Origin of the sequence: Pseudoalteromonas sp. J010, from assembly GCF_003934235.1 — a bacterium.
GTDB classification, from domain to species: domain Bacteria; phylum Pseudomonadota; class Gammaproteobacteria; order Enterobacterales; family Alteromonadaceae; genus Pseudoalteromonas; species Pseudoalteromonas peptidolytica.
The window spans coordinates 19,562-32,773 of sequence record NZ_RDBW01000042.1; the positions used below are offsets into that span (position 1 = coordinate 19,562).

Here is a 13,212-nt window from a genome sequence, read left to right on the forward strand (position 1 = left end):
ATTGTTAAAAGCCATGTACTAAGGTTGTCTGTACTTTTACCGTCAAAGCAAAGAAAATTATGGATAAGCCACCAGTATTACAATATATAAACACTGCAATTATCTGTACCTTGCTCCTTGCAAGTTGCACGTCGCCCACTAACAAACCTGAAATATCAAAAGAAGTCGTTGAGCAAGTAACACATTCAGGTCAAGTTCCTAAGCGGGTTTGGCTAAACCAAGGGTGGTCTGATAAGTTACGACAGGACTTTTGGTTTACAGGTCAAGGCTCTCAGATAATCCCCTATTCATGGTTTACGTGGTTAGAACAGCCCGACAGTACCGCACTTTTTCGTGATAGTGAACACATGGAAATGCTGCGTTATTTGCCAAGTAAAACATCTGCAAATAACCCATCGGGATTACCGATTGGGTTTGCACTTCATCACAACCAACAGACCGGACAAGCTTGGGTTGGTATGACTTGTGCGGCATGTCACACCAATCAACTTGATTTTAATGACACTAAAATCCTGATCGAAGGTGCACCGACACTGGCCAATTTTGTGCTCTTTTTTAGCCGCTTAAATGCCGCACTTGAAGCCACGCTTAATGATAATCAGAAATTCAATCGGTTTGCCAAACGTGTATTAAAAGGAAGCACATCTGCTGAGTTAATTGACGATTTGCGCGAAGATCTTAAACATGTTGCCCTTGCCACCGCTGAGCGACAAACGGTTAATGCTTTGCCAGCACACTACCCTGAGGACTTTACCAGCTACGCCCGCTTAGACGCCTTTGGTAATATTCAAAATGCTGGTACTGCTTTCGCGCTGGATGATCTCAATAATAAAAATGCACCTACGGCACCTGTCTCTTATCCCTTCTTGTGGGGGACACATCAGTCTAATGTCGTGCAGTGGAACGCGTCTGCACCAAACGTTCCCGTGATTGGTCCTTTGGTCAGAAACATCGGAGAAGTCGTCGGTGTGTTCGGTTCACTAGCTATTGAGGAAGCACCTGTTTGGCAACGAGTTTGGGGGAAACATGCTCGTTACAGCTCAACCGTCGATATTCAAGGTCTTGGGCAACTAGAGGCGTGGGTTAAAACTTTATTACCACCAGCTTGGCCTGAGCAATACTTACCTGGCATTGATACCAATAAAGCCGCGCAGGGTAAATTGTTATATCAGGATAATTGCGCCAATTGTCACCAACTGATTGACCGAAAAAACGTGCTTAAAGATTATCAGGCAGTAACCGTACCTGTTAGAACAATTGGCACTGACCCGACGATGTCCAATAATGCCAGCTGTCATCAAGCTAAGACCTTATTCTTGGCTGGTACGAAAACAGATATTTTGATAGGAAATAAGTTTGATGCCATTGATAGAGCGATTGATATACCGGTAAATGGGGTTGTCGGCCTAGTGTTAAAGCATCCCATTAAAGCCATTGAAGCTGGGCTTGTAGCTGAACGTGCAGGCCCAAATGGTAAAAAAACTACGGCCAAAAAGTCCATTGAAGAACGCCTCAAAGTATATCTGAAAAACAGGCATGATCTAAGCCCTGATACGGATGTAGATTGCCAAGATGGCTTTTATGATGCTGGTGTTTACAAAGCTCGGCCACTCAATGGCATTTGGGCAACGGCTCCGTATCTTCACAACGGCTCAGTTCCCAACTTATGGTCATTACTACAATCACCTGAATTACGTCCGGATACCTTTTGGGTTGGTAGTCGCCAGTTCGATCCTGTACATGTGGGTTATATCACCCATAAAGGCATGAATGAATTTAATGTAAAGCAGGGAAATGGTGATGTCATGCCTGGAAATAGTAATCATGGGCACCTCCATGGCACAACGTTAAGCAACGACGAAAAATGGCAACTTGTCGAGTTTTTAAAGACATTATAAGGACAAAAATAAGGGCTATAACTGATGCTCTTACTTTATCAACACTACTTTTTGAGTGAAGTACCTGTTTGCTGATAGTTAGGGTAAAGGGTTAGCAAGCTCCCCTTTACTTTTAACTCAGGCGGTGTAGTACTGTTTGCTCAAAATGACTCATGCAACACAACTAAGGCACTTAGCTTACTTGCACCAAAGGTGATCATTTTTTCAAAATCGGCCCTTGCAATTGGAACTTGTTGGCAATCAATTGGATTTTGATTGTCCTCTACATCAGGATCATTAAGATATAAACATAATTCATCTATACCCGTAATTAGTACCCAATGTGGTGCCTTTTTACCGTTTAACCGATACGTGCTTATTAACGCCAGCACTGCACTGCCTTGTGATAGCCATTTTTCCACCTGCGCTAATTGCACATCGGTCTGATGAATCGGAATATCTCGATACTCACATTCTTGCTGAAATTGCTCATGTACTAACGTCATGATTTGTTTTTTCTGCGCGCTTCTTACACCATCCAAAAAGAGCGGCCCAGATGTATTAACTGCCACCTCTGCTGCAAAACCCCGGCGTTCAGCTGCCAATGCCAAACCAAACGGGTGACACCCACCGTGTCCGGCGGTCATAAATATAGTCGTCGCTTCACGCCAAATCTGAAGCTCCAATATTTGATCGCCCATACACCCAGAATCAATACTCGCCATCGCCATCATCAGTGACGCAGGGCCGCAAGTGAACTCAGTAGTTTGCTGATACCAAGGTGCGGGAAGTAATACGGCCTGCTTTGATAGCTTGCGTACACACTTTTGCATTCTTAACGCATCATCTTGGTCTGCATAGTAGTTTTGATACTCACCAAACACCCGATAACCCATACGCTTATACAAACCAATGGCAGAGGTATTGCGCTTAGCGACCTCTAGACGCACGTATAGCCAACCAAATTCACCCGCTTTGGCTTCTAACTCTGACATGAGTTGGCGTGCTATGCCTTGCCCTTGATGCTGTGGCGACACCGCCAGCGAATAAAGTCTTGCTAAGCGTGTTCCTTGATGTAACCAAAGGAGACCATATCCCACAAGCTCTCCAGCAAGTTTAGCGGTTAGCAATAGGCTATGTTCAAAATTAATGTAATGCTTGAGTTGGCGACGGCTAAGCTTGTCTGCGCTAAAGCATTGCTGCTCTAGCGCGCTAAGATCATTCAAATCTTGTGGAACTGCCTTCTCAAGCACTAACGCCGGTTGTAACATCACTTTTTACCTCTCGCTTCTAGGCGTCTTAATAATTCAGACATCACCTGCATGTACAGCTCGTCACCGAGGTACTTGTCTTCAACCCCTTGGTCAATATTTGGGTTGTCATTTACTTCAAGCACGTAGGCCTTACCATTGTGCTCTTTAATATCAATTCCATACAAACCATTGCCTACGACTGCTGCCGCTTTTAATGCCGCCCGCAATACCGCTTTTGGTACTTCAAACGTTGGCAAAGTGTCAAAGCCACCAGAAAAGTTACGCTTTGAGCCGTGGTTATAAATTTGCCAATGGTTACGTGCCATATGATAACGGCAGGCGTATACCGCTCGGCCATTTAATACACCAATTCTCCAATCGTACTCGGTATACAAGTATGCTTGCGCTAGTACAATAGCAGAGACTTTCATCAGTGCTTCTAGGCGCTCTGTCAACTCTTCTTTGGTTTTCACTTTAAAAACACCTTTTGAGAACGAGCTCTCAGGCATTTTAAGCACCATAGGTAACGACAAGTCGTCAATGAGCTTATCAATTACTTGTTCAGTGCACTGGCTAACAAATCGCGTCTCTAAACTTGGCACCTTCTTGTAATTAAAGGCATCATGTAAAAACACCTTATTACAACAGCGCAAAATAGAGCTTGGGTCATCAATTACCACTAAATCTTTTTGCTCTGCCTCTTGCGCAAGGCGATAAGTGTGATGATCAATTGCCGTTGTTTCACGGATAAATAAGCCATCATATTGACCTAAGTTATACAGCTCAGACGCTTCCAACGGATGCACCTTCATTCCTAGCTTTTCACCCGCCTTAACAAAACGGCTAATGGCACCTTTATTGCTCGGCGGTAGCTTCTCATCATGATCCACTAACATGGCAATATCCCAGCGATATTTTTTGTGGCTCTTGCGCTTGTTCCACTGAGTTGCGTGAACATGTCCTAGTACCTGAGTACAAAACGCAAGCTGCGCAGGCTGTAGCGTCGAAAAGTCGCGCCGCTGTACCTGCACACGTACACCTTTATCCTGAAGTTGTAACCCCACCTTTAATAATGGTGCAGGAAACTGCTGGAATAAGTACGCAGCTAACTTAGCAAACTCAGTTGACTGCGTCTCACCCATACAGATGATAAGCTCTATATCCTCTGCAACACGCATATCTCTTTTATCAAACCAAGCTTGGGATAAAAATAATGCGTTATCACCGTCCCTTAAGCCATTAATCACTTTGATGCTTGGGGTCACCTGATGATCACGCGCCTCAGCAAGTAAAGAGCAGTAGTAACCTTGGCTTAAGTAGCGGTCACAGTCACATAAATTAATCACTCGAAGTTTTGATTCGCCAAGCTTTGGATATTCCTGTAAATAGGTTTCAAAGGTGACAACGTTGTTTGCCAGTGGCAGCACATCGGTACTTTGATCAACAACGAATAAAGTAGATAGCATCTAAATAGTCCTTGAGTGGCGATGCTTAACACCAATATTTGATGGTTTTAGCACCCCACGAGTTAACATAGGGTAAGTGGGAAATTAAGAGCACCCACATAAAGTGAAGTAGTTGTAATCTTAAATATAGCACTTAGCAATTGAGTAATTTTGATGCTCAAGATAAATCTTTCTTGCGGTCGAGAGTGAAAATAAAAGCCTTAAATTTCATAAGGTTGAAAACCATAAAAACATTCACAATCAGATTTGATTGAAACGATTAAGATTTCTCGTGTTTAAAAAGAAAATGAAGAATGAAATAGCAAACGATAGGCACACTTCAAAACGCCAAGAGCAATGAACGCTTGGGTTGTAGTTGTTTATATTTGTAACTAGCCTTGGCTCTGACATCAAGGCTTCTCTTTAGTCCTTTACTAGCGTAGCTAATTTAGCAGACATGTCATATTCTTTCCGATACAAACATAGAGTATATTTTTCAGCCTAAAACGATTAACATTTCGGAGTTACAAAATGTTACATAACGAGTTTTAGTACTTGACAATGCTAGTGCGAATGTAAAATCACCTAACGTTTTAGTTTACATGGAAGGCAAATGTTTCTAAGCATAAATAATAAAATAGGAAAAACTCATGCACAGATTAATTCAGGCGTTCACCTTTAGCTTACTACTCAGTTCAGGTCAAACTGTTGCACAGAATAAGCAGCTAATGCTTTTAGAAAAAAGAATGGATGCAATTGCAGATAAAAGCATTAACCCAGATGGACCGGGCTGCTCTATAGGTATTATCCAAAACGAAAAGTTTATTTTCAAAAAAAGCTATGGCCTGGCTAATTTAGAACACCAAATCCCCCTCAATAATCAATCGGTATTCAGAATGGCGTCGGTATCAAAGCAATTTACAGCGTTTGCTGTTTTGTTATTAGCAGATGATGGAGCCATCAAGCTCGAAGACGATATACGCAAGCACCTACCTGATTTAAAAGATTATGGAAGAAAAATTACCATTAATTCAATGCTAGGTCATTTCTCTGGTTTAGGAAACTTCGACGATCACCTGGACACGCTACGTGAATCTCCTTTAAGCCGATTTATGATAGGTAGTGAACAATTCATACCAAATGCGGAATACTATTCTGTCATTAAAGATTTCCCGCTTGTACATGAGCCTTACACCACAATGAAATACAGTAATCACGGGTATATCATTCTGGCAAAATTGATTGAGCGGGTAAGCGGAATGACGATACGCGAATTCACCGACAAGCGTATATTTAAGCCGCTCGGTATGAAGCACACATTTTTTTCAGATAGCGCCGAAGAGGTTATTCCTCACCGCGCTTCAGGATATCGTTCACCTGAAGCAGGAAAACAGCTCAATCATTTAACCGCTTTACACACTATTGGTGATGGAGGCTTATTCACAACCATAGATGACATGCTTATTTGGGATACTCACTTCCAAACTCCTAAGCTAGGCAAAGATCCAGAAACGTTAATGGCGCTAATGAACAAGCCAAATATCAATATTCCAGAGAGTGACGAAGGAAAATGGTATTACGCCAATGGGCAAAATACTGATGGACGTTATTATTTCCACAACGGGGGCTGGGTCGGCACAGACACCAGTTACATTCGAAGGCCAGACACCAAAACGTCTGTTGTGGGAATGTGTAATTCGGTGTCCTTGAGTGTAAGTGGCTTTACTTATGCAACCTTTGAAATATTGGCTGCTTTAAAATTATGGGACGGGGAAGACCCTTCGATTTATTGAATTAAAACGCGTAAGCGGTGAGGTAACGGTTGTTAGAAATCGATGATGCCAAATATGTATTCTCAATACATATTTGCACCGATGCTGGGAGTTTGACTAACTAGCCCAAACTTACCCACCTTCGGCTCTTCATTTTAGCTTTGATGGTGATTTCCCGTACCATTTCATACAAACTTTATTGAGCGCACTTTGTTCTGTGAAACCGAGCGCATCGACAATATCGAGTAACCTGGTGTTGCCGATGAGCTGTTCAAATCGAAGCTTTCGCTCTTCATCGAGTAGGACTCTAAAGCTAGTGTGTTGTATTTGTAGCTTACGCTGCATCGAACGCACACTCATGTTTAATGCTTTAGCAATACTTGCTTGGTTGACTCCAGCAAGTGAGTGCTTTGCTGCCAGTAAATTAGCAACGCGGGTCTTTAAATCATGATTATCACAAAACGCTGAGACGCTTTTAGCAAGCGCTTGCTCAATATGTTCGTGCATTAGGCTGTCGACGGTAGCGACTGGCATGGTAAGAAAATCTAACGGAAACCACAGTGCATTTTCAGGGCAGTTTTGTAAAACGGAGCAGCCAAACCAAGTTTGTAAACGCTGTAATTCTTGGTCACACACACTAAAGCTAAGATGGAGTTGGTTAGGCGATAAAGTTGAACGCAAGAGCTGCCGTGCAGCGCTCACCCAAGCGGTCATATTACGCAAAATGGCTTGCTTACCCAGCGGGGTTTTTGGTTGCCAAGTTAACTTGGCATTGTCGCTATCACTTGTGAATACAGCGAGGCCAATATCGGCAACAATGGCATCGTAATGCAATAAAGAGGTAATCGCTTGCTGTAAGTCTTTACTGGTTTCGACCAAGTAACCAAGTGCTCCATAGTCATGCAACTGAATGGCTTTACCCAGCTCAAAACCAATCAAGGGATCGCCGCTCAGCTCCAGTCCTACCTCAAGCAGCCGCTCATATTCAACAAGTGGTACACGTTCAGGCCGTGACGCTACTAGCTCTGCAAACTCGCCTAGCAGTCTCTTGTTATCAGTAAAATGGTCATGGAAATGTACCCACGCACTATAAAAATATACAAACGAAGTTGAATGCATTGCAGTTCCTTTTGTCGTATTTGGACAAATTTTTGGCGCAGTTTGGCAGGATTGTCAATGGCTATCCCGTTACGCTAGTGCATAAAGTATCAAAGCTTTGGCTAAAGAAGGAGCGGTCTATGATTGATGTATCGCTAATTTTACTGGCACTCAGTCCCGCCTTTTTACTTTGTGTTGCTTGGGAGTACATCAAGCACCACGAATATTATGATTGGCGAGATTCAATGCTCAATGCCCTACTTGCCTTGCTCCATCAAGGCAGCGACGCGCTAGCTTTGCTTGTATTGATGCCACTCTTTTACTGGCTCCATCAATTTGCCTTATTCACAATCGAACTCAATCTCTTCACTTTGCTTTTTGGTTTTATCTTGCAAGATTTTTTGTATTACTGGTTTCACCGGGCATCACACTGTATTCATTGGCTTTGGAGCGCACACGTAGTGCATCATAGTTCTAATAAAATGAACTTTACCACCGCATTTCGCCAAAGCTTGCTTTACCCAATTGTCGGTATGTGGCTGTTCTGGCTGCCTATGATACTCCTTGGATTTACCCCGACCTTGGTATTTGCCATCGTCGCAATTAACTTAGCTTTTCAATTTTTTGTCCATACACAAACGGTTAATCGGTTAGGAGTGATAGAGCGGATTTTTAATACGCCTTCCCACCACAGAGTTCATCATGCCAGTAATCCTGATTATATTGATAAAAACTTTGCCGGGGTGCTCATCATTTGGGATAAGCTTTTTGGCACCTTTGTTGAGGAGCGTAAAGACATAACAATTTGCTATGGAATAAGAGGTGCGGCACCAAAGCAAAACCCTGTAGACGTTAACTTTGCTCAGTGGCGTCATATGTTTCACAGCTTTTCACAAGCAAACACCTTAAAGGGCAAATGGTTGGCGCTATTTGGTTATCCAACCCATTTACCCGACAAACCTAAGAGTACAGCTTCAGTCAAGCCCTAGCGCATTACTTATATCGCTCGGCCTTTTCTACAAGCGCTTGGCAGTTCACTCTTAGTTTATCGCGCAGCACTCTCACGCTTGGGTTGATCATTTGCTTTGACGGGCAGATCAACCACAGCGGCTTACAGTCAACGCGGTAGTCATTTAATATACTTTGCACCACACCTTGTTCTAGTTGGTCTGCTACATCTATCGCGGAGCGCAATGAAATACCCGCTCCTTGCGCACACCAACGCTTGACCACATCCGCATCATTACTGGTTCTGCGCCCTTTAAGCACCACTTTGTATGTTTGTTCATTTTTCGTCAGTTTCCACGTATCAAACTTACTGCCTCTGATCAAAAAGAACAGCCCTTGATGCTCGCTTAAGTCTTCATGGCTCTTTGGTGTGCCTTGTTTTTCTAAGTATTCCGTAGAGGCACAAAGCAGCAATGGCACATCACAAATTTTAAAGCCGTAGAAGCTACTGTCTTCAGGCGCGCCATAGCGCAGCGCGATATCAACACCGTCACGATAAAAGTCGAGATTGTGATCATTAAGAATAAGCTTCAGGGCAAGTTTGGGGTACTCGTCAAGTAATTCGTCTAGCCAAGGTAGGAGAATATTACGGCCAAAATCTGACGGTGCGGTTAACCTTAGCTCACCGTCAATTTCGTTGTCGTTATCAAGCACCTGTTTTTTGCCACTATCCAAAAGCGCAAGTGCCTGCTCGCAAATTGGCAAGTAAGTTTCACCTTGCTTTGATAGCCTTAAGCTACGCGTAGAGCGCACAAAAAGTTGAAAGCCAAGGTGCTTTTCCACTCGCTTTATCGCGGCGCTCGCTGTGGCAACCTGCATATCTAACTGCGCAGCCGCCGCACTAATATTGCCAAGCTGAGCCGTTTTCATCACGACGATTAAATCTTGTGTATTCATTTTCAAAAAATTTTTGAAACTATTTAACTCATTATCATCTTTTTATTGATTATGTAAATCCATATTATGTCTTTAAAGCAATTTTAGGAGTCTGATATGTACACGTTACGCGATGCAATTAACAATCGTTATTCCACAAAAGCCTTTGATCCTAATAAAAAAATTAGTGATTCAGATATTGACCTACTCAAGCAGGCGCTAAGACTAAGCCCGTCTAGTACCAACGTTCAGCCATGGCATTTCGTCATCGCAAGTACTGAGGCTGGCAAAACCCAAGTGGCTAAAAGCACACAAGATAGTTATAAGTTTAATGAAGCAAAAGTACTCAATGCTTCGCATGTTTTTGTATTTGCTGCAAAACAAAATATAGATGATACGCATTTAGATAAAGTGCTTGCCAAAGAAAGTGCCGATGGCCGATTTGAAAAAGGCTCTGAAATCGAGGCACAAATGAATGATGGCCGCCGTTATTTTGTCGGCTTAAACCAAACCAGCGATGAAGCAATCAAAGCTTGGACGGGTAAACAAGTGTACTTAAATCTTGGACAGTTCTTGCTCGGTGCGGCGTCACTTGGCATTGACTCGGTTCCCATTGAAGGTTTTGATGTTGAAATCTTAGGTAAAGAGTTAGGATTAACTGAACAAGGTTTTGATCCCCTTGCCATTGTCGCACTGGGCTACCGTGACGAAACTGATTTTAATGCTAAATTACCTAAATCACGCCTCGCAATCGAAGACATCATTACCGAAATCTAGGCGACTGAGAGTTAAGCTTTTTTAAATATAAATGTTTGTACTCACTGTTTAAATTCAACTTGCCTACTGGCCAGTAGGCAAGTTGCTCAATCTCAAAATAGAGTATAAATCTGAGTTTATTAAGTGAGGGTTTGCTAGGCTGCTTACTAAGCTAAACTCAATAACTTTCAAAAGTCTCGCTCATTGCGCACTCAGTGTTTGTAACACTTCGCCCCAATCATTGTAAACCAACGTAAATAAAACAATAAATTTACAAAAAAGTCTTCTCTCTATTCGATTAAAATTTATCCATACTTTTCAATAACATTACATACTCATGAAATTATTAGTAATTTATCTCTTCTCTCAAACATAAAAATAAGTTTCCAAGTAACCCTTGAAACTTTGAATATATTATTGTTAATTAAAAGTGAAGATAAATTTAAAGTTCTTCAAACAATAATGACAACAAGTAAACTCAGTCCTTAATTGCTTATGAGGATCAAGGCTCTGAGAAAACCTCAACAGGAAGAAATAATGAAACTACTATCACGCACAGTATCGGCTGGATTACTCGCCACAGCTATCAGCGCATCACTACATGCTAATGCAATGAACGAAAACCTCTTAGTCAGTGTCGATGTTGATACAAAGAAAAATGGCGACGTTATCGCCACGCTAAACATCACCAACCAAGGCAAAGATAATCAAAAAATCCTAAGCTGGTATACTGATCTCGACGAAGAACATATATTTAAAATTACCAGAGATGGAAAAGAAGTAGATTTCTTCGGCCCTCACTATAAACGCCATGCGCCCACAGAAGAAGACTTCATCAAATTAAAATCAGGTGAAACACTATCAAAATCATTTGAATTGTCAGGACTTTATGACCTCAGTAAGCCTGGAAATTATGAGATCAGCTATGATGTTGAGTCTTTCGATCTGTTTGGCAGAAATGACAAGCTGCGTATGGAAAGCCGTATGATGCAGCATCACTCTAGCGTTACCAGCTCAGTAGCAGAGCTAAGCTCCAATGCGGTTAACTTATGGCTTGAAGGTGTTCCGTTAAGCAAAGGCAATATTCAGGCTGCTGCAAAGCCGGGCGCTGCAGCAGACTGTACTGATGGTACGTGTTTCACGGGCCGTTGTAGCAATAGCGAAAAAAACAGCATTTTATCGGCATTGGACGCGGCGGATCAAATCACAAATAACTCTGTCGCTTATTTAAATAGTCACTCAGCAAACAATCCATCGACTCGTTACAATACTTGGTTTGGATCAGCAACCAGTAGCCGTTATGCGACGGTAAAAGCAAACTTTAACGCCATTAACGATGCAATTGATAACCAAGACCTTACGTTTGACTGTAGCTGTAATCAATCGTACTTTGCTTACGTATATCCAAATCAACCGTACAAGATATATCTATGTCGTGCATTTTGGAATGCAAATGAGCTTGGTACAGATTCGCGCGCAGGAACAATTGTGCATGAGCTAAGCCACTTTAATGTGGTCGCCGGTACTGACGATATTGTGTATGGACAGTCTGGAGCGAAAAGCCTTGCGATTTCTAACCCAAGCCAAGCTATCCAAAATGCTGATAGCCACGAATACTTCGCGGAAAATACGCCATATCAAAACTAATATTTTTATATAACATAAGGTTAAGTAAATTTTTTTGAAGTGGAGAAAGTGCTTTGACCATACCAACTGAGCAGTGTTACCAAGCTTACAAGGTAGTTCTCCCTTCAAATTGTTGTCTATTTAACCTGCATCTGGGGTAAGAAGTGAGTTAATCAACTAAATTATACCAATTTGCTTAATTAAGTGGTCTATTTTGAGGCGAGAAAATCTTGTCGATAACTCCGCTACCGCGTCCTGCTATCGCTAAGGTACCTACATCCATATAGGCAAGGCAAAAATTTTGCTATTTAGTTGTTCTAAATGAGAAATTTTATCGACAATGAGTACCCACTCAACGTCGATACTATTCACAGTTATTTCAGCCAACATAAAGTATACTGAGCAAATTCCTCCATTATGTTAGGGTATTACATGACTTGGATTATCGTTTCACTGAGTGTTGTTATCTTGGTAGCTACGTTATTACCTTTGGCTAAACACCCGCATTGGAGTGTCAGAGCAATGGAGTTTCCTAGGCTCCAGCTCGTCACAATGACTGCCGTAGCACTAATGTTGTGCATTGTCTTTTTAAAGTTAAGTCTGCTTAGCGTGATCACTATGTTTGTGCTCACCGCGTGCTTATGCTTTCAACTTTGGTGGATCTTGCCTTATACGCCCCTTTGGCCAGTAGAGGTAAAACATGCAACATCAAATACCCAAACAATGAGTATACTCACCGCCAACGTGCTACAAACCAACCGCCAATTTAGCCTGTTGCTCAGCCAAGTTCGAGCACATCAGCCTGATATACTCATAACACTAGAAAGTGACGAGATATGGCAACAACACCTCGACTCACTGTTAGATATACTGCCCTACTCTGTAAAGTGCCCGCAGTCTAATTTATATGGTATGCATGTATATTCACGCCACCCGCTTGAGGACGCTACCTGCGAGTATATTGTTGAAGAAGATGTACCCTCGATACATGCAAAAATCAAGCTCCCATCCAATACCATCATACAAGCTCACTTTTTACATCCAGCTCCTCCTAGCCCAACAGAGAATAAAACCGCCATAGAACGTGATGCTGAGTTAGTCATTGTGGCTAAACGCATAGCGAAACACGCTTTACCGACCATAGTAACCGGAGACTTGAACGATGTTGCATGGTCTCCAACCACTAGGCTTTTTCGTAAAATTAGTGGACTATTAGACCCTAGGGTTGGTCGTGGTATGTTTAACACCTTTCACGCAGATTACCCGTTTGCTAGATGGCCATTAGATCATCTGTTTTCAAGTCATCACTTCACTGTTGTTGATATAAAGCGGCTGGCAAATATCGGCTCTGATCACTTTGCACTGTATGCTGAACTTGCCTATCAGCCTGTAGAAAATGAAAATACCACGGGCCTCGATCTACAACGTAAAGATATAAATCGCAGCGAAGAAATCCTTGCTAGGGCAAAAGCAAAACCAAATATCAAGTATTAACCCAGAG

Annotated in this window: 10 protein-coding genes; 6 read left to right on the forward strand and 4 right to left on the reverse strand. The window is 42.3% G+C overall.

Translation table 11 applies throughout. The features are described from left to right. Positions 1-59: 59 nt before the first annotated feature. A complete protein-coding gene (locus EAG18_RS19310) occupies positions 60-1,898 on the forward strand; it encodes a di-heme-cytochrome C peroxidase (RefSeq protein WP_125253992.1) in 1,839 nt (612 codons plus the stop codon). Positions 1,899-2,038: 140 nt separating this feature from the next. Here the strand turns inward: EAG18_RS19310 and EAG18_RS19315 are convergent, their stop codons facing one another. Both EAG18_RS19315 and EAG18_RS19320 read right to left on the reverse strand, forming a co-directional pair. Continuing rightward, on the reverse strand, positions 2,039-3,148 hold the full coding sequence (locus EAG18_RS19315; RefSeq protein WP_125254036.1) for a GNAT family N-acetyltransferase/peptidase C39 family protein: 1,110 nt from the start codon (positions 3,146-3,148) through the stop codon (positions 2,039-2,041). Beyond that, positions 3,148-4,596, reverse strand: a complete 1,449-nt coding sequence (locus EAG18_RS19320; RefSeq protein WP_125253993.1) for a RimK family protein — start codon at positions 4,594-4,596, stop codon at positions 3,148-3,150. Before EAG18_RS19320 ends, EAG18_RS19315 begins: the two co-directional genes overlap by 1 nt. 629 nt (positions 4,597-5,225) lie before the next feature. On the opposite strand from EAG18_RS19320, the gene EAG18_RS19325 reads away from it, so the two are divergent. Then, entirely contained in the window at positions 5,226-6,368 is a 1,143-nt protein-coding gene (locus EAG18_RS19325) for a serine hydrolase domain-containing protein (protein WP_125253994.1), read from the forward strand. Positions 6,369-6,497: 129 nt separating this feature from the next. Here the strand turns inward: EAG18_RS19325 and EAG18_RS19330 are convergent, their stop codons facing one another. Beyond that, positions 6,498-7,466, reverse strand: a complete 969-nt coding sequence (locus tag EAG18_RS19330; RefSeq protein WP_125253995.1) for an AraC family transcriptional regulator — start codon at positions 7,464-7,466, stop codon at positions 6,498-6,500. A gap of 119 nt (positions 7,467-7,585) precedes the next feature. Here EAG18_RS19330 and EAG18_RS19335 point away from each other — a divergent pair, with 119 nt between their 5' ends. Beyond that, the gene (locus tag EAG18_RS19335) at positions 7,586-8,434 is read left to right on the forward strand and encodes a sterol desaturase family protein (RefSeq protein ID WP_125253996.1); all 849 of its coding nucleotides are present in this window, start codon (positions 7,586-7,588) and stop codon (positions 8,432-8,434) included. A gap of 4 nt (positions 8,435-8,438) precedes the next feature. On the opposite strand, the gene EAG18_RS19340 is transcribed toward EAG18_RS19335, so the two are convergent. Continuing rightward, positions 8,439-9,350 (reverse strand): LysR family transcriptional regulator, encoded by a 912-nt coding sequence (locus EAG18_RS19340; protein ID WP_125253997.1) that lies wholly within the window; start codon positions 9,348-9,350, stop codon positions 8,439-8,441. Positions 9,351-9,446: 96 nt separating this feature from the next. Between EAG18_RS19340 and nfsB the strand changes: the two genes are divergently transcribed. The 3 genes from nfsB (at position 9,447) to EAG18_RS19355 (ending at position 13,205) form a co-directional block, all read left to right on the forward strand. Next, the gene (gene nfsB / locus EAG18_RS19345; protein ID WP_125253998.1) at positions 9,447-10,106 is read left to right on the forward strand and encodes an oxygen-insensitive NAD(P)H nitroreductase; all 660 of its coding nucleotides are present in this window, start codon (positions 9,447-9,449) and stop codon (positions 10,104-10,106) included. A 516-nt stretch (positions 10,107-10,622) separates the two neighbouring features. Then, a complete protein-coding gene (locus EAG18_RS19350) occupies positions 10,623-11,732 on the forward strand; it encodes a M35 family metallo-endopeptidase (protein ID WP_125253999.1) in 1,110 nt (369 codons plus the stop codon). A gap of 411 nt (positions 11,733-12,143) precedes the next feature. Beyond that, positions 12,144-13,205, forward strand: a complete 1,062-nt coding sequence (locus EAG18_RS19355; RefSeq protein WP_125254000.1) for an endonuclease/exonuclease/phosphatase family protein — start codon at positions 12,144-12,146, stop codon at positions 13,203-13,205. Positions 13,206-13,212 lie beyond the last annotated feature (7 nt).

What these genes read in the sequence shown, in the direction of transcription:
- EAG18_RS19310 (WP_125253992.1), top strand. Translation starts at nt 60, where the DNA reads ATGGATAAGCCACCAGTATTACAATATATAAACACTGCAATTATCTGT.
- EAG18_RS19315 (WP_125254036.1), bottom strand. Translation starts at nt 3,148, where the DNA reads ATGTTACAACCGGCGTTAGTGCTTGAGAAGGCAGTTCCACAAGATTTG.
- EAG18_RS19320 (WP_125253993.1), bottom strand. Translation starts at nt 4,596, where the DNA reads ATGCTATCTACTTTATTCGTTGTTGATCAAAGTACCGATGTGCTGCCA.
- EAG18_RS19325 (WP_125253994.1), top strand. Translation starts at nt 5,226, where the DNA reads ATGCACAGATTAATTCAGGCGTTCACCTTTAGCTTACTACTCAGTTCA.
- EAG18_RS19330 (WP_125253995.1), bottom strand. Translation starts at nt 7,466, where the DNA reads ATGCATTCAACTTCGTTTGTATATTTTTATAGTGCGTGGGTACATTTC.
- EAG18_RS19335 (WP_125253996.1), top strand. Translation starts at nt 7,586, where the DNA reads ATGATTGATGTATCGCTAATTTTACTGGCACTCAGTCCCGCCTTTTTA.
- EAG18_RS19340 (WP_125253997.1), bottom strand. Translation starts at nt 9,350, where the DNA reads ATGAATACACAAGATTTAATCGTCGTGATGAAAACGGCTCAGCTTGGC.
- nfsB (WP_125253998.1), top strand. Translation starts at nt 9,447, where the DNA reads ATGTACACGTTACGCGATGCAATTAACAATCGTTATTCCACAAAAGCC.
- EAG18_RS19350 (WP_125253999.1), top strand. Translation starts at nt 10,623, where the DNA reads ATGAAACTACTATCACGCACAGTATCGGCTGGATTACTCGCCACAGCT.
- EAG18_RS19355 (WP_125254000.1), top strand. Translation starts at nt 12,144, where the DNA reads ATGACTTGGATTATCGTTTCACTGAGTGTTGTTATCTTGGTAGCTACG.